The sequence below is a fragment of the Microbacterium sp. SLBN-111 genome (genome assembly GCF_049739645.1).
In the GTDB taxonomy this organism is placed as follows: Bacteria; Actinomycetota; Actinomycetes; order Actinomycetales; family Microbacteriaceae; genus Microbacterium.
This window is the reverse complement of the sequence record NZ_JBMGQH010000001.1, coordinates 3,506,504-3,529,589: the sequence shown is the minus strand read 5'-3', so window position 1 is coordinate 3,529,589 and position 23,086 is coordinate 3,506,504. Positions and strand designations below refer to the sequence as shown.

14 protein-coding genes, 3 rRNA genes and 1 pseudogene are annotated in these 23,086 nt (G+C 65.8%); 16 read left to right on the top strand and 2 right to left on the bottom strand.

Annotated features, from left to right (window positions below; translation table 11 throughout):
• Positions 1-55: 55 nt before the first annotated feature.
• From rpsA to RKD05_RS16435, 11 genes and pseudogenes are all read left to right on the top strand, one after another.
• A complete protein-coding gene (gene rpsA, locus RKD05_RS16485) occupies positions 56-1,510 on the top strand; it encodes a 30S ribosomal protein S1 (RefSeq protein ID WP_063257052.1) in 1,455 nt (484 codons plus the stop codon).
• 104 nt (positions 1,511-1,614) lie between these two features.
• Complete coding sequence (locus tag RKD05_RS16480) at positions 1,615-1,788, top strand: hypothetical protein (protein ID WP_424711448.1); 174 nt, start codon at positions 1,615-1,617, stop codon at positions 1,786-1,788.
• A 568-nt stretch (positions 1,789-2,356) separates the two neighbouring features.
• Positions 2,357-3,878 (top strand): 16S ribosomal RNA (locus tag RKD05_RS16475).
• Between the two features lie 409 nt (positions 3,879-4,287).
• Positions 4,288-7,399: ribosomal RNA gene (locus RKD05_RS16470) — 23S ribosomal RNA — on the top strand.
• Between the two features lie 99 nt (positions 7,400-7,498).
• Positions 7,499-7,615, top strand: a 5S ribosomal RNA gene (gene rrf, locus RKD05_RS16465).
• Together the 16S, 23S and 5S rRNA genes form the textbook arrangement of a ribosomal RNA operon.
• A gap of 155 nt (positions 7,616-7,770) precedes the next feature.
• Positions 7,771-8,979 carry an MFS transporter gene (locus RKD05_RS16460; protein ID WP_424711446.1) on the top strand — a complete coding sequence of 403 codons (1,209 nt, stop codon included), beginning with the start codon at positions 7,771-7,773 and terminating at the stop codon, positions 8,977-8,979.
• 73 nt (positions 8,980-9,052) lie between these two features.
• A pseudogene (treS, locus tag RKD05_RS16455) lies at positions 9,053-11,357 on the top strand (maltose alpha-D-glucosyltransferase).
• 39 nt (positions 11,358-11,396) lie between these two features.
• Positions 11,397-11,951 carry a GIY-YIG nuclease family protein gene (locus RKD05_RS16450; RefSeq protein WP_424711444.1) on the top strand — a complete coding sequence of 185 codons (555 nt, stop codon included), beginning with the start codon at positions 11,397-11,399 and terminating at the stop codon, positions 11,949-11,951.
• Positions 11,952-12,024: 73 nt separating this feature from the next.
• Positions 12,025-12,786: a hypothetical protein gene (locus tag RKD05_RS16445; RefSeq protein WP_424711443.1), complete on the top strand. Its 762-nt coding sequence runs from the start codon at positions 12,025-12,027 to the stop codon at positions 12,784-12,786.
• Between the two features lie 10 nt (positions 12,787-12,796).
• A complete protein-coding gene (locus tag RKD05_RS16440; protein WP_424711441.1) occupies positions 12,797-14,428 on the top strand; it encodes a sensor histidine kinase in 1,632 nt (543 codons plus the stop codon).
• On the top strand, positions 14,410-15,570 hold the full coding sequence (locus RKD05_RS16435) for a hypothetical protein (protein WP_424711440.1): 1,161 nt from the start codon (positions 14,410-14,412) through the stop codon (positions 15,568-15,570). Before RKD05_RS16440 ends, RKD05_RS16435 begins: the two co-directional genes overlap by 19 nt.
• A gap of 2 nt (positions 15,571-15,572) precedes the next feature.
• On the opposite strand, the gene RKD05_RS16430 is transcribed toward RKD05_RS16435, so the two are convergent.
• Positions 15,573-15,962, bottom strand: coding sequence for a response regulator transcription factor (locus tag RKD05_RS16430; RefSeq protein ID WP_424711438.1), 390 nt, complete (start codon positions 15,960-15,962; stop codon positions 15,573-15,575).
• A 109-nt stretch (positions 15,963-16,071) separates the two neighbouring features.
• On the opposite strand from RKD05_RS16430, the gene coaE reads away from it, so the two are divergent.
• From coaE to RKD05_RS16415, 3 genes are all read left to right on the top strand, one after another.
• Complete coding sequence (coaE, locus tag RKD05_RS16425; protein ID WP_424711436.1) at positions 16,072-16,671, top strand: dephospho-CoA kinase; 600 nt, start codon at positions 16,072-16,074, stop codon at positions 16,669-16,671.
• A gap of 88 nt (positions 16,672-16,759) precedes the next feature.
• Positions 16,760-18,829 (top strand): excinuclease ABC subunit UvrB, encoded by a 2,070-nt coding sequence (gene uvrB, locus RKD05_RS16420; protein ID WP_424711434.1) that lies wholly within the window; start codon positions 16,760-16,762, stop codon positions 18,827-18,829.
• A gap of 13 nt (positions 18,830-18,842) precedes the next feature.
• A complete protein-coding gene (locus tag RKD05_RS16415) occupies positions 18,843-19,265 on the top strand; it encodes a VOC family protein (RefSeq protein ID WP_424711432.1) in 423 nt (140 codons plus the stop codon).
• Between the two features lie 72 nt (positions 19,266-19,337).
• Here RKD05_RS16415 and RKD05_RS16410 read toward each other — a convergent pair whose 3' ends face one another.
• On the bottom strand, positions 19,338-19,574 hold the full coding sequence (locus RKD05_RS16410) for a hypothetical protein (protein ID WP_082822910.1): 237 nt from the start codon (positions 19,572-19,574) through the stop codon (positions 19,338-19,340).
• On the opposite strand from RKD05_RS16410, the gene RKD05_RS16405 reads away from it, so the two are divergent.
• A complete protein-coding gene (locus RKD05_RS16405; protein WP_424711431.1) occupies positions 19,573-20,046 on the top strand; it encodes a MarR family winged helix-turn-helix transcriptional regulator in 474 nt (157 codons plus the stop codon). The two genes, RKD05_RS16410 and RKD05_RS16405, sit on opposite strands and share 2 nt — an antisense overlap.
• A 98-nt stretch (positions 20,047-20,144) precedes the next feature.
• Positions 20,145-23,084, top strand: coding sequence for an excinuclease ABC subunit UvrA (gene uvrA, locus RKD05_RS16400; RefSeq protein ID WP_424711429.1), 2,940 nt, complete (start codon positions 20,145-20,147; stop codon positions 23,082-23,084).
• The last annotated feature ends 2 nt before the right edge of the window (positions 23,085-23,086 follow it).

Below are 23,086 nucleotides of genomic sequence, written 5' to 3'. Positions count from 1 at the left end.
GACCCCGTCGTAAGAGTCGAGGCCCGACACCAATCCAACTAGGACAACCCACTACATGACTACCGCAACGACCGCCCCGGCCATCAAGCAGGTCGCGATCAACGACATCGGCTCTGCTGAAGACTTCCTGGCCGCGGTCGAGAAGACCCTGAAGTTCTTCAACGACGGCGACCTCATCGAGGGCACCGTGGTGAAGATCGACCGCGACGAGGTCCTCCTCGACGTCGGTTACAAGACCGAGGGTGTCATCCCCTCGCGCGAGCTTTCGATCAAGCACGACGTCGACCCGAACGAGGTCGTCAACGTCGGCGATCACGTCGAGGCCCTCGTTCTCCAGAAGGAGGACAAGGAAGGCCGTCTCATCCTGTCCAAGAAGCGCGCCCAGTACGAGCGCGCGTGGGGCGACGTCGAGAAGATCAAGGAGAACGACGGTGTGGTCACCGGCTCCGTGATCGAGGTCGTCAAGGGTGGCCTCATCGTCGACATCGGCCTCCGCGGCTTCCTCCCGGCGTCGCTCATCGAGCTGCGCCGCGTCCGCGACCTGACTCCGTACCTCGGCCAGGAGATCGAGGCGAAGATCCTCGAGCTCGACAAGAACCGCAACAACGTCGTGCTCTCGCGCCGCGCCCTGCTCGAGCAGACGCAGTCCGAGTCGCGTACCACGTTCCTGAACAACCTCCACAAGGGCCAGGTCCGCAAGGGCACGGTCTCGTCGATCGTCAACTTCGGTGCGTTCGTCGACCTGGGCGGCGTCGACGGTCTCGTCCACGTCTCCGAGCTCTCGTGGAAGCACATCGAGCACGCTTCCGAGGTCGTCGAGGTGGGCCAGGAGGTCACCGTCGAGATCCTCGAGGTCGACCTCGACCGCGAGCGCGTGTCGCTCTCGCTCAAGGCCACCCAGGAAGACCCGTGGCAGGTGTTCGCCCGGACCCACGCGATCGGTCAGATCGCTCCAGGCAAGGTCACCAAGCTCGTTCCGTTCGGTGCGTTCGTCCGTGTGGCGGACGGCATCGAGGGCCTCGTGCACATCTCCGAGCTGTCGGGCAAGCACGTCGAGCTCGCCGAGCAGGTCGTGTCGGTCGGCGAAGAGGTCTTCGTCAAGATCATCGACATCGACCTCGAGCGTCGTCGCATCTCGCTGTCGCTCAAGCAGGCCAACGAGTCCGTCGACCCCAACGGCACCGAGTTCGACCCGGCGCTGTACGGCATGGTCACCGAGTACGACGAGCGTGGCGAGTACAAGTACCCCGAGGGCTTCGACCCCGAGTCGGGTGCGTGGCTCGAGGGCTTCGACGCTCAGCGCGAGCAGTGGGAGCAGGAGTACGCCGCTGCCCAGGGCCGCTGGGAGGCTCACAAGGCTGCCGTTGCCAAGGCCCTCGAGGCCGAGGCTGCGAACCCGACTGATTCGGGTTCGTTCGGTGGATCCTTCTCGTCCGAGTCGCCCGCCCAGGGCACCCTCGCCGACGACGAGTCCCTCGCCGCTCTGCGGGAGAAGCTCAGCGGTCGCTGATCCTCCCGTCCTGACCGAAGGCCGGTATCTCTGCGGAGGTGCCGGCCTTCGGCGTTCCTGCGCAAGCCCCGATTCCGCACGCGGCGCTTCGCGACAATGGGGGCATGATCTCTCGACTTCCGCTCCTGCTGGCGATCGCCGGCTCCGCCGTCCTGTTCCTCGCGATTGCGTTCGTGTACGTGCTGGTGATCGGCGCGATCTTCTTCGGCGGCATCGAGTTCACCGGGGGATCGATGGATGCCACCCTCCCGCTGCCGTCGATCCCGTCGCTCATCTGAGCCTCTCGAGGCGTACGAGGCTCACTGCGGGCCTAACGGGCTACTTCCGCGTTTTTCCGCGGTTTTGGCGATGCGACACGCCCGGGGTGCGGTGTGGATTGGACGACTGGGCGGGATCCGCGTAACTTATTACTTGTTCGCCCCACAGGGGAGAGCGGAGCGGCCGGAAGGCCCCGCGTCCTCTCAAGCGGTGAACGAAACCCAAGACCTGCTCCGGATGGTGTAGAGTTTTGGTTCTGGTCTTCGACCGGCCTCCACGACGTTGATCCCTTGATGGGTCCCACTGTGTGAGACGGGGTCGGGGATCGTATAAGGTAGTGAAGTTGCCTCACGGGTAGGTCGAGAGATCGTTTCTGTGGGTGCGTCCGTTCCTTGAGAACTCAACAGCGTGCACTTGTCAAATGCCAATTTATTCCTCGTCGGTCCGTTTTTCGGATTGCGAGAAATTCCTTTGGATCAAAGTCCAACCCTTTGGGGTTGGCATTCGGATCGTCAGTAATGATGTTTCGTTTTGGTCAGATTGAACTCGTCTGTCCCGGCCTTATTCCGGTTGGGTGGGCATTTTTCTTTTACGGAGAGTTTGATCCTGGCTCAGGATGAACGCTGGCGGCGTGCTTAACACATGCAAGTCGAACGGTGAAGCCAAGCTTGCTTGGTGGATCAGTGGCGAACGGGTGAGTAACACGTGAGCAACCTGCCCTGGACTCTGGGATAAGCGCTGGAAACGGCGTCTAATACTGGATATGAGCTCTCATCGCATGGTGGGGGTTGGAAAGATTTTTTGGTCTGGGATGGGCTCGCGGCCTATCAGCTTGTTGGTGAGGTAATGGCTCACCAAGGCGTCGACGGGTAGCCGGCCTGAGAGGGTGACCGGCCACACTGGGACTGAGACACGGCCCAGACTCCTACGGGAGGCAGCAGTGGGGAATATTGCACAATGGGCGGAAGCCTGATGCAGCAACGCCGCGTGAGGGATGACGGCCTTCGGGTTGTAAACCTCTTTTAGCAGGGAAGAAGCGAGAGTGACGGTACCTGCAGAAAAAGCGCCGGCTAACTACGTGCCAGCAGCCGCGGTAATACGTAGGGCGCAAGCGTTATCCGGAATTATTGGGCGTAAAGAGCTCGTAGGCGGTTTGTCGCGTCTGCTGTGAAATCCCGAGGCTCAACCTCGGGCCTGCAGTGGGTACGGGCAGACTAGAGTGCGGTAGGGGAGATTGGAATTCCTGGTGTAGCGGTGGAATGCGCAGATATCAGGAGGAACACCGATGGCGAAGGCAGATCTCTGGGCCGTAACTGACGCTGAGGAGCGAAAGGGTGGGGAGCAAACAGGCTTAGATACCCTGGTAGTCCACCCCGTAAACGTTGGGAACTAGTTGTGGGGACCATTCCACGGTTTCCGTGACGCAGCTAACGCATTAAGTTCCCCGCCTGGGGAGTACGGCCGCAAGGCTAAAACTCAAAGGAATTGACGGGGACCCGCACAAGCGGCGGAGCATGCGGATTAATTCGATGCAACGCGAAGAACCTTACCAAGGCTTGACATACACCAGAACACCGTAGAAATACGGGACTCTTTGGACACTGGTGAACAGGTGGTGCATGGTTGTCGTCAGCTCGTGTCGTGAGATGTTGGGTTAAGTCCCGCAACGAGCGCAACCCTCGTTCTATGTTGCCAGCACGTAATGGTGGGAACTCATGGGATACTGCCGGGGTCAACTCGGAGGAAGGTGGGGATGACGTCAAATCATCATGCCCCTTATGTCTTGGGCTTCACGCATGCTACAATGGCCGGTACAAAGGGCTGCAATACCGTGAGGTGGAGCGAATCCCAAAAAGCCGGTCCCAGTTCGGATTGAGGTCTGCAACTCGACCTCATGAAGTCGGAGTCGCTAGTAATCGCAGATCAGCAACGCTGCGGTGAATACGTTCCCGGGTCTTGTACACACCGCCCGTCAAGTCATGAAAGTCGGTAACACCTGAAGCCGGTGGCCTAACCCTTGTGGAGGGAGCCGTCGAAGGTGGGATCGGTAATTAGGACTAAGTCGTAACAAGGTAGCCGTACCGGAAGGTGCGGCTGGATCACCTCCTTTCTAAGGAGCATCTGACGCCCTGTAATGGGGTTGTTCAGGCGCCGGATCAGACCGAATGTGTCTGCCGGTTAGCTCATGGGTGGAACGTTTGACGAGGTGCTCATGCCGGTGGTTCGGGTCTAGTACGCAGCTTGCTGCAGGAACGGTTCGTGTCATGGGGGTGGGTACGTGCACGCTGTTGGGTCCTGAGGGGCCGGGCGCTGATCGTGGGGTTTTCGGATCCTGGTGGTTGGTGGCTGTTCCTCGAGGGCCTTTTCTGGTGTCACGGTTGTGGCATGCGGGAGAGGTACCGCCCGTACTTTGAGAACTACACAGTGGACGCGAGCATCTTCCATGCAACCTTCGGGTTGTGTGGTGTAGATGATCTTAAAGATCATTAGTCAATTTTTTGACGATTCAACTCATGTGATTTCAAGTCTTTAAGAGCAAACGGTGGATGCCTTGGCATCTGGAGCCGAAGAAGGACGTAGCAATCTGCGATAAGCCTCGGGGAACTGATAAGCGAGTTTTGATCCGAGGGTGTCCGAATGGGGAAACCCCGCCAGGGCGCGTGCGTACCTGGTGACTCCCGCCTGAATATATAGGGCGGGTAGAGGGAACGTGGGGAAGTGAAACATCTCAGTACCCACAGGAAGAGAAAGCAACAGCGATTCCGTGAGTAGTGGCGAGCGAAACCGGAAGAGGCTAAACCTAGCGTGTGTGATAGCCGGCAGGCGTTGCATGTTGGGGGTTGTGGGACTTTTCTGATTGTTCTGCCGAGCAGTCGACGTGACAAGAGGGTATAGACGAACGGTTTTGAATGGCCGGTCATAGAGGGTGCGAACCCCGTAGTCGAAATGCCTGTTCTTGGCGTGAAGAGTATCCCAAGTAGCACGGGGCCCGAGAAATCCCGTGTGAATCTGTCAGGACCACCTGATAAGCCTAAATACTCCCAGATGACCGATAGCGGACAAGTACCGTGAGGGAAAGGTGAAAAGTACCCCGGGAGGGGAGTGAAATAGTACCTGAAACCGTTTGCTTACAAACCGTTGGAGCACCCCTGGTAGGTGTGACAGCGTGCCTTTTGAAGAATGAGCCTGCGAGTTAGCGATACGTGGCGAGGTTAACCCGTGTGGGGTAGCCGTAGCGAAAGCGAGTCTGAATAGGGCGATTCAGTCGCGTGTCCTAGACCCGAAGCGAAGTGATCTATCCATGGCCAGGTTGAAGCGACGGTAAGACGTCGTGGAGGACCGAACCCACTTAGGTTGAAAACTGAGGGGATGAGCTGTGGATAGGGGTGAAAGGCCAATCAAACTTCGTGATAGCTGGTTCTCTCCGAAATGCATTTAGGTGCAGCGTTGCGTGTTTCTTGCCGGAGGTAGAGCTACTGGATGGCCGATGGGCCCTACAAGGTTACTGACGTCAGCCAAACTCCGAATGCCGGTAAGTGAGAGCGCAGCAGTGAGACTGTGGGGGATAAGCTTCATAGTCGAGAGGGAAACAACCCAGACCACCATCTAAGGTCCCTAAGCGCGTGCTAAGTGGGAAAGGATGTGGAGTTGCTTAGACAACCAGGAGGTTGGCTTAGAAGCAGCCACCCTTGAAAGAGTGCGTAATAGCTCACTGGTCAAGTGATTCCGCGCCGACAATGTAACGGGGCTCAAGCACGCCACCGAAGTTGTGGCATTGACATTTTTGGTAGGCCTTCGTGGTCCAGCCGTGTTGATGGGTAGGAGAGCGTCGTGTCGCGAGTGAAGCGGCGGGGTGACCCAGCCGTGGACGCGACACGAGTGAGAATGCAGGCATGAGTAGCGAAAGACGTGTGAGAAACACGTCCTCCGAAAGACCAAGGGTTCCAGGGTCAAGCTAATCTTCCCTGGGTAAGTCGGGACCTAAGGCGAGGCCGACAGGCGTAGTCGATGGACAACGGGTTGATATTCCCGTACCGGCGAAGAACCGCCCAAGCTAATCCAGTGGTGCTAAGAGTCCTAGCACGGAATTTTCCGGATCCCTTCGGGGTGATGGTTGTCTGTGTGAACGCTCGACCCCATGCTGGTGCGGCTAGCGTATTAACAGGTGTGACGCAGGAAGGTAGCCCAAGCCAGGCGATGGTTGTCCTGGTGCAAGTGCGTAGGCCGAGTGATAGGCAAATCCGTCACTCATTGAGGCTGAGACACGATGCGGATAAAAAGTGGGTGATCCTATGCTGCCGAGAAAAGCATCGACGCGAGGTTCTAGCTGCCCGTACCCCAAACCGACTCAGGTGGTCAGGTAGAGAATACCAAGGAGATCGAGAGAATCGTGGTTAAGGAACTCGGCAAAATGCCCCCGTAACTTCGGGAGAAGGGGGGCCATCCACTTATTAGGACTTGCTCCGAAAGGGTGTGGTGGCCGCAGAGACTAGTGGGTAGCGACTGTTTACTAAAAACACAGGTCCGTGCCAAGTCGCAAGACGATGTATACGGACTGACGCCTGCCCGGTGCTGGAAGGTTAAGAGGACCGGTTAGCCGCAAGGCGAAGCTGAGAATTTAAGCCCCAGTAAACGGCGGTGGTAACTATAACCATCCTAAGGTAGCGAAATTCCTTGTCGGGTAAGTTCCGACCTGCACGAATGGCGTAACGACTTCCCAACTGTCTCAACCGCGAACTCGGCGAAATTGCATTACGAGTAAAGATGCTCGTTACGCGCAGCAGGACGGAAAGACCCCGTGACCTTTACTACAGCTTGGTATTGGTGTTCGGTGTGGCTTGTGTAGGATAGGTGGGAGACTGTGAAGCGGACACGCCAGTGTTCGTGGAGTCATTGTTGAAATACCACTCTGGTCACTCTGGATATCTAACTTAGGACCGTGATCCGGTTCAGGGACAGTGCCTGGTGGGTAGTTTAACTGGGGCGGTTGCCTCCCAAAATGTAACGGAGGCGCCCAAAGGTTCCCTCAACCTGGTTGGCAATCAGGTGGCGAGTGTAAGTGCACAAGGGAGCTTGACTGTGAGACTGACAGGTCGAGCAGGGACGAAAGTCGGGACTAGTGATCCGGCAGTGGCTTGTGGAAGCGCTGTCGCTCAACGGATAAAAGGTACCTCGGGGATAACAGGCTGATCTTGCCCAAGAGTCCATATCGACGGCATGGTTTGGCACCTCGATGTCGGCTCGTCGCATCCTGGGGCTGGAGTAGGTCCCAAGGGTTGGGCTGTTCGCCCATTAAAGCGGTACGCGAGCTGGGTTTAGAACGTCGTGAGACAGTTCGGTCCCTATCCGCTGCGCGCGTAGGAAGTTTGAGAGGATCTGACCCTAGTACGAGAGGACCGGGTTGGACGAACCTCTGGTGTGTCAGTTGTTCCGCCAGGAGCACCGCTGATTAGCTACGTTCGGGATGGATAACCGCTGAAAGCATCTAAGCGGGAAGCCGGCCTCAAGATGAGACTTCCATACCATTTATGGTGAGAGGCTCCCAGCCAGACTACTGGGTTGATAGGCCGGATGTGGAAGCGTAGTAATACGTGAAGCTGACCGGTACTAATAAGCCGATGACTTGATAACACACCGTTTTTGGTGCTTGCGTCCACTGAGTGGTTCTCGATGTACGGTCGGGAACACAACAATGACATTCGTTGTTGGTTTTTGAAACATCAATAGTGTTTCGGCGGCCATAGCGAGAGGGAAACGCCCGGTTACATTCCGAACCCGGAAGCTAAGCCTCTCAGCGCCGATGGTACTGCAGGGGGGACCCTGTGGGAGAGTAGGACACCGCCGGACTTCCTTTACACGAAATGGCCACCCAACGCTGGGTGGCCATTTCGCATATACAGACACATTCGTCGATCGGCGTCGGCCGATCTCTGTTCGCAGGGATCGGCCGACGCCTTTTGCATTTATCGGGACAGGCAACGCAGCGGGTAGTGTCGACACACGTGAGCGGCTTCTCTGGACACGTGCCGGGGAGTCGCGAGTACCGGCGGCTCCTCATCGGTCTGTTCTTCGGGGGAGTCGCGACGTTCGCGCAGCTGTATGCGACGCAAGCCCTGCTACCGCAGATCGCGTCGGCGACGGGTACGCAGCCGGCGCAGGCGGCGTTGACCGTGTCAGCATCCACGCTCGGACTGGCGGTGGCTGTGCTGCCGTGGTCGGTCGTCGCGGACCGGATCGGGCGCGTCGCGGCGATGGCGATCGGGGTCGTGACCGCGACCGTGCTGGGCGCGCTGTCGCCGCTCGCGCAGGACCTCGGAGTGCTCCTGGCGCTTCGGATCGTGGAGGGCGTCGCGCTCGGCGCGGTCCCCGCGGTGGCGCTGGCCTACCTCAGCGAGGAGGTGGATCCCCGCCATGTCGCCGCTGCCGCCGGCTCATACATCGCCGGGACCACCGTCGGTGGGTTGACCGGCCGCGTGGTGTCGGGGTTCTTCGGCGATCTGGCGGGGTGGCGGTGGGGGGTGGCATCCGTCATCGGTGTGTGCGTCGTGGCATCCGCGATCTTCTTGGCACTCGTCCCGCGGGCTCGAGGGTTCGTGCCGGGCCGAACGCGGGCGATCGCCGGGCCCACGGTGGTGGCCCGGCTCCTGGTGAACCTTCGCTCGGGGCGCCAGCTGGCGCTGTACGCGCAGGGGTTCCTGCTCATGGGGGCGTTCGTCGCGGTCTACAACTACCTCGGCTTCCACCTGGCGGCGCCGCCGTTCCTGCTCGCGCCGGGCGTCGTCACGCTCCTGTTCCTCGCCTACCTCGCCGGGACGATCTCGTCGCCGCGAGCAGGGGCTCTGGCCGTGCGACGCGGGCGATTTCTCGTGCTCGCGGCATCCATCGGGGTGATGGCGGCAGGGGCGGCGCTGATGGCGGTGCCGGTGATCCTCGTCGTCATCGCGGGACTCGTTGTGTTCACCGCCGGCTTCTTCGCCGCGCACGCAGTGGCGTCGGGCTGGACCCCAGTCGCGGCGGTGCCGGAGGCCCGGGCGCAGGCCTCGTCGCTGTACTACCTGGGCTACTACGGCGGCTCGAGCCTGTTCGGGTGGCTCCTCGGCGTGGTCTTCGTCCAGAGCGGCTGGTCGTGGTTCGTGGGCGTCGTCATCGCGATGTGCGCGGTGTCCGCGGGGCTGGCGCTCCTCGCGCTGCGGCCCCGACGCGCGGCCTGAGCGGAGCTCCCGACGCGCCGGGTCAATCCCTCACCACGATGTCGTCGATCACGACTAGCGTCGGTACGACGACATGAGGAGGTCGCGAGTGGACGACGCCGACGAGCTGCTGACGGCACGGACGCCGGAGGACGGGATCGACGAGGGCGCGGCAGAGGACGCCGCCGAGAATCTCGTCGAGATCAGTTACGACGAGCAGCGGTATCCGGCACGTCCGCGACGTCTGCGTCCGCGTGATCAGTTCCGCGGCGGCACGCTTCGGCGATTCCTCACCGACCCGCGGAACGCCAACGGCGGCAACCCCTCCTACGTCGAATGGCTCGTGCGTCAATCGATGCTGAAGGACGCCGACGTGCTGAGCCGTCAGCTGTCCGGCCAGCCGTCGATGTGGCGGAACCCCTACGCGCGCCCGGATGCGCGCCGCGCGATCGAGTCCACCGACGTCTGGTTCACGGCGTACCCCATCTCCCTCATGGCGCGTCCGGGGGAGTCCTTCCTCGATGCGCTGGGCGACGAGGCGTTGTGGGAAGCCTTCGAGTGGGTCGGGATCAATGGCATCCATACCGGTCCCGTGAAGCGCGCCGGCGGGATCAGCGGCTGGCAGGAGACGCCCAGCGTCGACGGGCACTTCGACCGCATCAGCACGCAGATCGATCCCGAGTTCGGTGACGAGAACGCGTTCCGTCGGATGGCCGACGTGGCCGACGCCCACGGCGGCAGCGTCATCGACGACATCGTGCCCGGCCACACGGGCAAGGGCGCCGACTTCCGCCTCGCGGAGATGGCGTACAAGGACTATCCCGGGATCTACCACATGGTCGAGATCCCCCGCGAGGACTGGGGGATGCTGCCGGAGGTTCCGGCCGGGCGCGACTCGGTCAATCTCGACGCCGAGACCGAGCGCGAGCTCAGCGCCCGCGGCTACATCATCGGCGAGCTGCAGCGTGTGATCTTCTACACCCCCGGGGTGAAGGAGACGAACTGGAGCGCGACGGCTCCGGTCGTGGGTACCGACGGACTCGAGCGGCGCTGGGTCTACCTGCATTACTTCAAGGAGGGGCAGCCCTCGATCAACTGGCTCGACCCGACCTTCGCCGGAATGCGGCTGGTCATCGGCGACGCGTTGCACTCCCTCGGCGACCTCGGGACGAGCGCGCTGCGCCCTGGATGCCAACGGCTTCCTCGGCGTCGAGAAGAGTGCGGAGGGGCTTCCGGCGTGGTCGGAGGGCCACCCGCTCTCGCACGCGGCGAACCACATCATCGCGGGGATGGTGCGCAAGGTCGGGGGCTTCACGTTCCAGGAGCTCAACCTCACGATGGAGGACATCCGCGACACCGGCGCGGTGGGAGCCGACCTGTCGTACGACTTCGTGACGCGCCCCGGATACCATCACGCGCTGGCGACGGCGAACACCGAGTTCCTGCGGCTGGCGCTCACGACCGCGCTCGAGACCGGTGTGGAGCCGGTGCAGCTCGTGCACGGGATGCAGAACCACGACGAGCTGACCTACGAACTCGTGCACTGGGCCACGACGCACCGGGACACGCTCTACCCGTTCCGCCACGGCGAGTCGACCGGCGCCGAGATCGCGGAGACCGTCCGCGCCGAGCTCACGCAGGCCCTCACGGTGGACGCGGACTACAACCTCGTGTTCACGCAGAACGGCATCGCGTGCACGACGACGTCGCTCATCGCGGCCACGCAGGGCAAGGCGACGCTGGGCGACATCACCGAGGCCGACGTCCCCGCGATCCGCGACGCGCATCTGCTGCTGGCCAAGTACAACTCCTGGCAGCCGGGCGTCTTCGCCCTCTCCGGATGGGACCTCACCGGCTCCCTCACGCTTCCGGCAGATGAGGTGCGTCATCTCATCTCGTCCGGCGACACGCGGTGGATCGAGCGCGGTGCCCACGATCTCCTCGACGTGGCCCCCGACGCCGCCACGTCGGCATCCGGGATGCCGCGTGCTCGATCGCTCTACGGATCGCTCGCGCAGCAGCAGGCCGACCCCGATTCGTTCCTGTCGGGGCTGCGGGAGATCCTGCGGATCCGCAGCGAGAACGAGATCGCCGTGGCCTCCCAGGTCGACATCCCCCAGGTCGGGCACCCCAGCATGCTGGTGATGGTCCACCGGCTGGACGGGGGCGACCGCCGCCGAGACGATGCTCCGCTGCAGATCACCGTCCTGAACTTCTCGGGCGAGAGCATCGAGGGCACCGTGCGTTCCGAGTGGCTCGTTCCGCAGAGCACCGCGGTGGATGCCGCTACTGGCGACGTCGTGGGCCGGGTCGACGAGCTTCAGAGCTTCGCGCTCGAGCTCGGCCCGTACGCGGGGCTCTTCCTGCGGATGCAGGCACCGGAGGCCGCCGAGGACTGACCGGCGGCGGTGTCGGAGGCCGCGCGTACGGTCCTGCGTATGAGTGACTCCTCGCGGTGTCTGGTGCCCGGCTGCGGTGGCGCGGCGGCTGCGGGTGCGCCGGTCGAGCTGTGCGATCCGCATCTCGGGGCCGCCGCCGAATGGGTCGGGCGCCGCGACGGGGTCACCGACGTGCTGCCGACACCGTGCCTGCTGTGCGGCTCGCGGCTCGGTGTGCGCTGGCCGAGCGGGTGGCTGTGCGCGGTGTGCGAGTGGCGGCACGGTGAGCCCGTGGATGCCGAGCTGCCCCCGCCGCGCGTCGACGTCGTGTACTACCTGCGATTCCGCGACCGCGTGAAGATCGGGACGAGTGCGCAGCCGCGGCAGAGGCTCCGAGCGATCCGTCACGACGAGCTGCTGGCGTTCGAGCGCGGGGACCGGACGGTCGAGCGCCGACGGCACACGCAGTTCGCGGCCGATCGTCTCGGCGGGTCGGAGTGGTTCGACCGCAGCGAGGCGCTCGACGCGCACATCGCCGCGCTCGCTCACGGCGTCGACGACCCGTGGGACCTGTTCGCGCGCTGGACGAGTGAGGCGTTCGCGCGGCAGGGATGACGGATGCCGACGGCACAGGCGACTCCAAGGCATTCGCCCTAGCGTGAGAGCCCCGACCACCAGGAGGGCGTTCTTGGGCTTCCTCGATCGACTGTTCGGCTCGGGCGGCGACGACCGTCGTGTGCCCCCGCCGCCATCCGCCCACGTTCCGGCGAGCGGATCCCGAGACGCCGAGGGGCGGTACGCCCCACCCCCGCCCCCGGCCGCGGGTGGGACGGCATCCGATCCCTCGTCCGACGACGCCCGGGCGCTCGAGCGGTACCGCTACCTGTTGCGGACCGCGCCGACGGAGACCGTCGAGCAGGTGCACGCCGAGGCCTTCGCGCGGCTCACCCCGAGCCAGCGACAGCAGGTCCTGCGGGAGCTGTCGTCGGGGCTGCCGGCGGCCGAGAGACCGTCCGGAGACGATCCGGCGTCGCTCGCGCGCGCGGCCACCCGCGCCGAGTACAGCCGCCCGGGATTCATGGAACGCACGTTCGGCGGACGATCCTTCGGCGGCGGCATGGGCGGTCCGAGCTTCGGGTCGATGCTCGGCGCGTCGATGCTCGGCACGATCGGCGGGTACGTCGTCGGGTCCGCGCTCGTCGGCTCGCTCTTCGACCCCGGCTACGCCGCCGGGTACGAGGACGGCCTCACAGCGGACGGCGGGGACGCGGCATCCTTCGACGATCCGGGTGTCGCCGACGCCGGCCGGCGGGTTCGACGACTTCGGCGGGGATTTCGGGGGCGACTTCGGCGGCGACTTCGGATTCTGACCCGTCGCGCGGCCGCCCTGGACGCGCCCGACCCGGGTGTCTGGCGCGGAAAACCGGCCCGCGCGGCGGTCTCGCGCTAGGGTCGAGGCCATGTCCGGCCCGTCGCCGAGCGAGCGGCTCGGTCTTCACCGCAGCCTGCTGACCAGCCAACTGCTGCAGGCTTCGGCGACCGTGCTCGCCGCGGCGGTGACGCTGGTGCTCGGGCAGATCCGGGATGTGACGCTGTTCCTGACGGGCGCGGGGATCATCTTCGCCTGCGCCGCGCTCGTCGTGCTGACCGCCCGCGAAGCCCTGCCGTCCTGGCTCGTGATCGCCGCGCCGGCAATCGACATCGTCGCGATCGGCGTGATGCGCGAGAGCGCGCCCGTGGCCGGCATCGGCCTCTTGTGGGCCTTCCCGGCGATGTGGCTCGGTTCGGTCTCCGGAATCGCCGGGGTCGTCGGGGTCACCGCGGCCGCCTCGGCGATCATCACCTACCAGGCATTCGACGAGGCCCAGCGGATCGCCGCATCCACGTTCGTGCTGCCGTTCACGCTCGCCGCCCTCGCGACGATGTCGCATTTCGCGGCACGCCGTACGCGCGCCCAGAGATCCTTGTTGGAGGACCAGTCCGCGGAATTGCGGCGCTCGCTCGAACGCACCCGGCGCCAGGGCGACCTGGTCACGGAGGTCCTGGATGCCGTGGACTTCGGCGTCATCCGGATCACCGCGGAGGGGGAGTACGCGGTCAGCAACGAGGCGCACGCCCGTCTCCAGGCGAGCGCCGATCCGCTCGCGCCGTCGTCGGCGGCGTTCAGCGCCGACGGCATCACGCCCCTCGAGCCGGACAAGACGCCCCTCGCGCGTGCGCGGTCCGGCGAGGTCTTCGAGGGGGAGCTGGTCTGGTACGGGGTACCGGGGGAGGACCGGCGCGCGCTCAACGTGACGGCTCGAAGACTGCCCTCGCACGACGGCGTCGACAGCGGCAGCGTCGTCGTCTCGCGCGACGTCACGGCGGAGGAGTTGGCGCTCCGGGCGCGGGAGGACCTCGTCGCGAGCGTCTCCCACGAGCTCCGCACCCCGCTCACCTCGATCATCGGTTACCTCGAACTGGCCCTGGACGATGACGACCTCGCGCCGGCCACGCGCGAGCAGCTCGAGATCGCGGAACGCAACGCCACGCGATTGCGCGAGCTCGTGGCCGACATCCTGGCCATGTCCGCGGCCTCCCGCCACGGTGTCGGCTTCGCGCTGAATCCTGCCGTGGCGGACGTCGCGGAGATCGTCGAGAGCGCGGTGACCTCGGCCGCTCCGCGCGCGGCGGCGCATGGCATCCGGATCGACGCGACGGACGTCCGCGCCTGCCCGGCCGTGGTCGACGCGCATCGGCTGCGTCAGGTCGTTGACAATCTGCTGTCCAACGCTGTGAAGTACAACCACCGTGACGGCGTCGTCACGGTGTCCGTCGGACGAGAGGACGACACCGTCGTGATCAGCGTCGCCGACGATGGCCAGGGCATCTCCGCCAACGAGCAGGGGCGCATCTTCGAGCGCTTCTTCCGCGCCGACGAGGTCCGCAACTCCAGCGTCCACGGCAGCGGCCTGGGACTCGCCATCAGCCGCGACATCGTTCGCGCCCACGGCGGCGACATCACGGTGCGCAGCGAGCCCGGGGCGGGTTCGGTCTTCACCGTGCGACTGCCCCAGAAGGGAGGCGCGGCACCATGGTCTTCGACCCGCTGAGCCTGCAGACGGCCGCCGCCCTCGTGATCCTGGTGTCGGCGGTCATGTACCTGCTCGACACCCTCATGCTCCGCGACGCGCTACCGGGGCGGTTATGGGCGGCGGCGTTCCTCTCCGGGCTCTTCTCCGCGGTCAGCTACCTCGTATGGTTCGCTGTCCCGGGCTCGTTCATCGCGATCGTCCTGGGCAACGGGTCCTTCGTTGCCGCGACCGCCTTCATCTGGCTCGGGAGCGTGGCGTTCAACGGACGTCGGCTGCGCGTCCCCGTCATCGTGACCGCGGTGGCGCTTCTCGTCGTCATGGTGGCAGCGCTCATCGACGGGGCGCAGGGCGACTGGGCGGGGGCGGTTCCGCTCTTCGCGGGCAACGCCCTGTTCGCCGTCCTCGGTGCGATCGAGACGCGCCGCGGGGCCATCGGTCGACGGTGGAGCGCTGCGGGTCTCACCGTCGTGTTGACCATCGAGGCCGTGTGGTTCACCCTGCGCGTCATCGTCTTCCTCGCGGAGGGGCCGGACAGCGAGGTCTTCCGCACCTACTTCGGAACCGAGATGTCGGCGCTCCTCACGATGACGCTCGTGGTGGCCGCGGTGGTGGTCACCGCGGTCCTGCGTTCGAGCGAATCGACGCTACGCGGCAATCCCGAGACGCGGCACCTCATCGTCGATCGCAACGGCGTGCTGCTGAGGGAGTCGTTCGGCACGGTGCTCACGATCCTCGTGTCTCGCGCGCGCGCCGCCGGAGAGGACCTCTGCGTCATCGGCATCCGCGTCGATGATCTGCGACGGGTGGCGACGGCCTTCGGGCCGGAGGAAGCCGAGGAGATGGCGCAGGCGTTCCGTTCTTCCGTCCGCCGGCACGCCCCCACCATGGCTCTCGTCGGCGAGACGGATGCCACGGGGCTGTCCGTCGCCTTCTCCACCGCGCTCGCCACCGACCACCGCCGGCTGGTGCGCATCATGCACGAACGCATCGTGACGGACCTGTCCGCGCTGGGCACGTCCGTCGTCCCGGTGGTGGGGATCGGAGTGGCCCTGGCCTCCGTGGACGGTTCGGACGGCCCGACCCTGGTGGACCGCGCAGACGCGAAGGCGGGCCTCGCCGCGTCGACGGGCGAACAGCCCTTCGGCCTCACGACCGAATGACGTCAGTCGATGAGGGGTGAGTCGGAGGACCCCGCGGCGAGCGCCTGCACGCGCGCCCGCAACTCGCGGGGGCGGAACGGCTTCGTCAAGTAGTCGTCGGCACCGGCCTCGCGGGCGAGGCGCTCCTCGGTGGCATCCACTCGGGCGCTCACCATCAGGATGCGGGTGTCGCTGAACTCGCGGATGCGGCGGGCCGTTTCGAAACCGTCCAGCCCCGGCATGCTCACGTCGAGCGTCGTCACCAGGGGGTTGCTGCGTCGGACGGTCTCGATCCCGGAGAGGCCGTCGACCGCCGTGTGGACGACGAAGCCCACCGGCTCGAGGACCGCGGTGATCAGGGAGCGGATATCGACGTCGTCCTCGATGACGACCACGACGTTCGGATTCGGCATGATGACACTCCGCCAACCTGTCGGGAGGCGCGAATGTCGCCCGGGGAAAGCGTAGTCCACCCCGCGCGATCCGGGTCCGCGGACGGGGTGGCTGTGGCATCCTCGAGGGGTGACCCTCCTCGCGCTGACCGGCGGAATCGCGTCGGGCAAGTCCACGATCTCGCGGATGCTCGCCGAACACGGGGCGGTGGTGGTCGATGCCGACGCGATCGTGCACGACGTGCAGTCGCCCGGCTCGCCGGTGCTCGCGGCGATCGTCGACGAATTCGGGTCGGACGTCGTGCGGCCGGACGGCACGCTCGACCGGCCGGCGCTCGGGGCGCGGGTGTTCGGTCATCCCGAGCGGCTCGCCGCGCTCAACGCCCTCGTCCACCCGGCGGTGCGCGAGGAATCGCAGCGGCGGTTCCGGGACGCGCTGGCCGGTGACCCGCAGGCCGTCGTCGTGTACGACGTGCCGCTGCTCGCCGAGGCGCGCGGAACGGGGGAGTGGGACCTGGTCGTCGTGGCGCACGCCCCTGCGGAGCAGCGCGTGCAGCGACTCGTCGCGCAGCGGGGGCTGTCGGAAGCCGACGCGCGCGCCCGCATCGCCTCGCAGGCCAGTGACGACGAACGACTCGCGCTCGCCGACGTCGTGATCGACACGACCGGCGATCTGGACGACACCCGTCGGCAGGTCGACGAACTGTGGGGGCGGATCGCCGGGCGCTGACGTCCCGGCCGCGCTCGCGCACGCCTGCGCTCGCGCACGGCGAACGCCCGACGACCCCGATGTCGGAGGCCCCGCCTACGCTGGAATCATGCAGGCCACGCGTTCCGTCCGCCCCTTCGAGGTCGTCAGCGAATACTCCCCGTCCGGCGATCAGCCGCAGGCGATCGCCGATCTGGCCGCGCGCATCAACGCCGGTGAAACCGACGTCGTGCTGCTCGGCGCCACCGGTACCGGCAAGTCCGCGACGACGGCGTGGCTCGTGGAGGCCGTGCAGCGGCCCACCCTGGTGCTCGCGCACAACAAGACCCTCGCGGCGCAGCTGGCGAACGAGTTCCGCGAGCTGATGCCGAACAACGCGGTCGAGTACTTCGTCTCGTACTACGACTACTACCAGCCCGAGGCGTACGTCCCGCAGACGGACACCTTCATCGAGAAGGACTCGTCGATCAACGCGGAGGTCGAGCGGCTGCGGCACTCCACGACCAACTCGCTGCTGTCGCGTCGCGACGTCGTCGTGGTGTCGACGGTGTCGTGCATCTACGGCCTCGGTGCGCCCGAGGAGTACCTGCGCGCCATGGTCGCGCTGCAGGTCGGGGAGCGGTACGACCGCGACGCCCTCATCCGCAAGTTCATCGCGATGCAGTACAACCGCAACGACGTCGACTTCTCGCGCGGCAACTTCCGCGTCCGCGGCGACACGATCGAGATCATCCCGGTGTACGAGGAGTACGCGATCCGCATCGAGATGTTCGGCGACGAGATCGAAGCGCTGTACATGCTGCATCCCCTGACGGGCGATGTCGTCCAGAAGATGGACTCCGTGCCGATCTTCCCCGCCTCGCACTACGTCGCCGGGACCGATACGGTGCAGCGCGCGATCGGCACGATCGAGCACGAGCTGGGCGAGCGGCTGAAGGAACTGGAGTCGCAGAACAAGCTGCTCGAGGCGCAGCGGCTCCGGATGCGCACGACGTTCGACCTCGAGATGCTGCAGCAGCTCGGATTCTGCTCGGGCATCGAGAACTACTCGCGCCACCTCGACGGGCGCAACGCCGGCGACCCACCCCACACCTTGCTCGACTTCTTCCCCGACGACTTCCTCCTCGTCATCGACGAGTCGCACGTGACGGTGCCGCAGATCGGCGCGATGTACGAGGGCGACGCCTCGCGCAAGCGCACGCTCGTCGAGCACGGCTTCCGGCTCCCGAGCGCGATGGACAACCGCCCGCTGCGCTGGGACGAGTTCAAGAACCGCATCGGTCAGACGGTGTACCTGTCGGCGACCCCCGGGCGCTACGAGATGGGCATCGCCGACGGTGTGGTCGAGCAGATCATCCGCCCGACCGGCCTGGTCGACCCCGAGATCGTGGTGAAGCCCTCGAAGGGACAGATCGACGACCTGCTCGAGCAGATCCGTCTGCGCGTCGAGCGCGACGAGCGCGTGCTGGTCACCACCCTCACCAAGAAGATGGCGGAGGAGCTCACCGACTTCCTCGGTGAGCACGGGGTCCGCGTGCGGTACCTCCACTCCGACGTCGATACTCTCCGCCGCGTCGAGCTGCTCACCGAGCTGCGCGCGGGGGTGTACGACGTCCTCGTCGGCATCAACCTCCTGCGCGAAGGTCTCGACCTTCCCGAGGTGTCGCTCGTCGCGATCCTGGATGCCGACAAGGAGGGGTTCCTGCGCAGCGGAACGTCTCTCATCCAGACGATCGGTCGTGCCGCCCGCAACGTGTCGGGCGAGGTGCACATGTACGCCGACAAGATGACCGACTCGATGCAGAACGCCATCGAAGAGACCGAGCGGCGCCGGGAGAAGCAGATCGCCTACAACAAGGCGAACGGCATCGACCCGCAGCCGCTCCGCAAGAAGATCGCGGACATCACCGAGGTGCTCGCGCGCGAGGCCTCCGACACCCGGAGCCTGCTCTCCCGCAACGACAAGGCAGGCAAGGGCAAGTCGCCCACGCCGCAGCTGCGACGGACCGGGATCGCGGCCGAAGGCGCCGATCAGCTGGAGTCCACGATCGCCGACCTCACGCAGCAGATGCTGGCGGCGGCGAGCGAGTTGAAGTTCGAGCTCGCGGGCCGCCTGCGCGACGAGGTTCAGGACCTCAAGAAGGAACTCCGGGCGATGGAGCGCGCCGGCCACGCCTGAGCGGGGGAGTCCGATGGACCAGAGAGTCTCGCTGATCACGCTCGGAGTGGCGGACCTGGAGCGGTCGCTGCGGTTCTACGAGCGTCTCGGTTGGCGTCGGCACGCCGATTCGGTCGACGGCGAGGTCGCGTTCTTCGACGTCGGCGGCATGGTCGTCGCGCTGTGGGGCCGCGAGAAGCTCGCCGCCGACTCGGCGGTCTCCGACGGTGGCGGGTGGGGTGGTGTCACGCTCGCGCACAACGTCCGCACGCCGCGCGAGGTCGACAGCATCCTCGCCGACGCGGTGGCGGCCGGCGCGACGCTGGGGCGCTCGGGCGCACCGACCCCGTGGGGCGGCTACTCGGGGGTGTTCGTGGATCCGGACGGCCATCCGTGGGAGGTCGCGGTCAACCCCGGTTGGCCTCTGGATGCCGACGGGCGGCCGCAGCTTGCCTGACGGGCGGCCCTGATGCCGTTCGGGGGCCTCGGCCGCGTGCAGGCCTCGGGTGCTCCAGCCTCGGGCCTCGTCTCAGGGGCAGTGCAGCAGCGGCTTCGGTCCGGAACGGTCGACGCTGTGCTCCGACATAGGGTGCCCGCACAGCGGGCACGGTCGCACGGTGCGCACCGGCTCGGGCGTCGTCTCGTAGGGGCCGACCGACGCCGGCCCGGCGAGGCGGATGAGTCGCGTGTTGATGTACTGGTACCACCCGCCGGCGGCCCGGACGCGTGTGCGCAGCGGGGGTCGGTCGGCATCCTTTTGTGCCATGATTATTAGTGTACTAACTAATAGAGGAGGCGGGCGCGTGGACGATCCGTTGCGGTTGGAGAACCAGGTCTGCTTCGCCCTGGTCACGGCGGCCCGCAACATCGTGTCGATCTACCGACCCTTGCTCGAGCCGCTCGGTCTGACCCACCCGCAGTACCTCGTGATGCTCGCTCTGTGGGAAAACGCGCCGCGGTCGCTCGGCGGGCTCGCGGCCGAGCTGGCCATGGAGCCGGCGACGCTCTCGCCGCTGGTCAAACGTCTCGAGGCCCAGGGGCGCGTGCAGCGCACGCGGCGCGCGGACGACGAGCGGGTCCTCGACATCGACCTCACCGCCGAGGGGCGCGCGCTGCGCGAACGCGCCCTCGAGGTGCCCGCGCAGATCATGGCGCGCGTCGGTGTCGACGAGACCGCGCTCGTCGCGCTGCGCGACGGACTGGCGCCGTTCGCGGGGCGCTTCGATCCCGCCGAGTGAGGCTGCGACCGCGCGGCGCGGGGCCGCGCACTCTCGCACATCCGTGCGCCGGGGGCGAACCCGGGGCCGATGTCGGAGGGGCAACCTAGACTTGACGGGTGCCCATCGTTCCTGTCTCGTCTCCCGGAAACACCAGCGGAAAGCTCAGTGTTCGCGGTGCCCGCGTCCACAATCTGAAGAACGTCGACCTCGACATTCCGCGCGACTCGCTCGTGGTGTTCACAGGCCTCTCGGGGTCGGGAAAGTCGAGCCTCGCGTTCGACACGATCTTCGCCGAAGGGCAGCGTCGGTACGTCGAATCGCTGAGCGCGTACGCCCGCCAGTTCCTCGGCCAGGTCGACCGTCCCGACGTCGATTTCATCGAGGGACTGAGCCCCGCGGTGTCGATCGACCAGAAGTCGACGAACCGCAACCCGCGGTCGACGGTCGGCACGATCACCGAGATCCACGACTACATGCGTCTGCTGTGGGCACGCATCGGCGTGCCGCACTGCCCCGACTGCGGAGCCCGGATCCAGCGCCAGACGGTGCAGCAGATCGCCGACCAGCTCATGGAGCTCCCCGATCGCACGCGGTACCAGATCGTGGCGCCGGTCGTGACGCAGAAGAAGGGCGAATTCGTCGACCTCTTCAAGGAGCTCAGCGCCAAGGGTTACGCGCGCGCCGTGGTCGACGGTGAGCTCGTGCAGCTCGCCGAGCCGCCGACACTGAAGAAGAGCTACAAGCACGACATCGCGGTCGTCGTCGACCGACTCGTGGCATCCGGAGACATCCTGAGCCGCGTCACCGACTCCGTCGAGACCGCGCTCGGACTCGCCGGCGGCATCATGCAGGTGAACTTCGTCGATGAGGAGGGGGATGCCGCCTGGCAGTCGTTCTCCGAGAAGCTCGCATGCCCCAACGGCCACCCGCTCCAGCTCACCGAGATCGAGCCGCGCACGTTCTCGTTCAACGCGCCTTTCGGTGCCTGCCCCGTGTGCTCGGGCCTCGGCACCCGCATGTCCGTCGACGTCGACCTGATGCTCGGCGACGAGGAGCTGTCGATCCGCGACGGCGCGATCCTGCCGTGGACCACGCAGGGCAAGGGCCTGTTCCAGTACTACGAGCGCCTGCTCGAAGGACTCGCGCGCGACCTCGACTTCTCGCTCGACACCCCGTGGCGCGAGCTGTCGACCGACGTGCAGAACGCCGTCCTGCGCGGCGAGAACTACAAGGTCACCGTCAAGTGGAAGAACCGCTACGGGCGTGAGATGCGGTACTCCTCGGGCTTCGAGGGCGTCGTGCCCTACATCGAGCGGCAGTACCTGCAGGCCGAGTCCGACGCGCAGCGGCAGCGCTGGTCGGAGTACCTGCGTGAAGTTCCCTGTGCGGTCTGCGACGGCGACCGGCTCAAGCCCGAGGTGCTCGCGGTGCTGGTCGACGGCACCTCGATCGCCGCGGCATCCCGCATGAGCCTGTCCGACGCGCGGGAGTTCTTCTCGAAGCTCACGCTCACCGAGCGAGAGGCGACGATCGCCGCCGCGGTGCTCCGCGAGATCCGTGCGCGCCTCGACTTCCTGCTGCAGGTCGGACTCAACTACCTCAGCCTCGGCCGCGCCGCCGGCACGCTCTCGGGCGGCGAGGCGCAGCGCATCCGCCTGGCGACGCAGATCGGGTCCGGGCTGACCGGTGTGCTCTACGTTCTCGACGAGCCGTCGATCGGCCTGCACCAGCGCGACAACCGCCGCCTGATCCAGACGCTCGAGACGCTCCGCGACCTCGGCAACACGCTCATCGTTGTCGAGCACGACGAAGAGACCATCCACGCGGCCGACTGGGTCGTCGACATCGGCCCGCGCGCCGGCGTCGACGGCGGCAACGTCGTGCACTCGGGACCGCTCGCCGAACTCCTCGACGACGACCGCTCGCTGACGGGTGCGTACCTGTCGGGGCGCCGGTCGATCGAGGCGCCGAAGAAGCGCCGCAAGATCGACAAGAAGCGCCAGATCACCGTCGTCGGTGCCCGCGAGAACAACCTGCAGAACGTGACCGTGGACTTCCCGCTCGGCGTGCTGACCTCCGTGACCGGGGTGAGCGGTTCGGGCAAGTCGACGCTGGTCAACGGCATCCTGTACGAAGTCCTCGCCTCGAAGCTCAACGGTGCGCGCCGCGTGCCCGGCAAGCACACGCGCGTCACGGGCCTCGACAACCTCGACAAGGTCGTGCACGTCGACCAGGCGCCGATCGGCCGCACCCCGCGCTCGAACCCGGCGACCTACACCGGTGTGTTCGACCGCATCCGCACGCTGTTCAGCGAGACGCCCGAGGCGAAGGTGCGCGGCTACCAGGCCGGGCGCTTCAGCTTCAACGTCAAGGGCGGTCGCTGCGAGGCGTGCTCGGGCGACGGCACGCTCAAGATCGAGATGAACTTCCTGCCCGACGTGTACGTCGACTGCGAGGTGTGCCACGGCAAGCGGTACAACCGCGACACGCTGTCCGTGCACTACAAGGGCAAGAACATCGCCGAGGTGCTCGAGATGCCGATCTCGGAGGCCGCGGAGTTCTTCGAGCCGATCCAGGCGATCCACCGGTACCTCAAAACCCTCGTCGACGTGGGCCTCGGGTACGTGCGTCTGGGGCAGTCCGCGACAACGCTCTCGGGCGGCGAGGCGCAGCGCGTCAAGCTCGCGACCGAGCTCCAGCGTCGCAGCAACGGCCGCTCGATCTACGTGCTCGACGAGCCGACGACGGGTCTGCACTTCGAGGACGTCTCGCTGCTGCTCAAGGTGCTGAACGGCCTGGTCGACAAGGGCAACACCGTGATCGTCATCGAGCACAACCTCGACGTGATCAAGAGCTCGGACTGGGTCATCGACCTCGGCCCCGAGGGCGGTGCCGGCGGCGGGACGATCGTCGCGACCGGGACGCCCGAGCAGGTGGCGACGGTCCCCGAAAGCCACACCGGCGCGTTCCTGGCCGAACTCCTCGAGACGGGTCGCACCGGCACGCAGCGCAACACCGCCGAGCGCGAGCCGGAACTGGCCCGCGCGGGGGCCTGAGC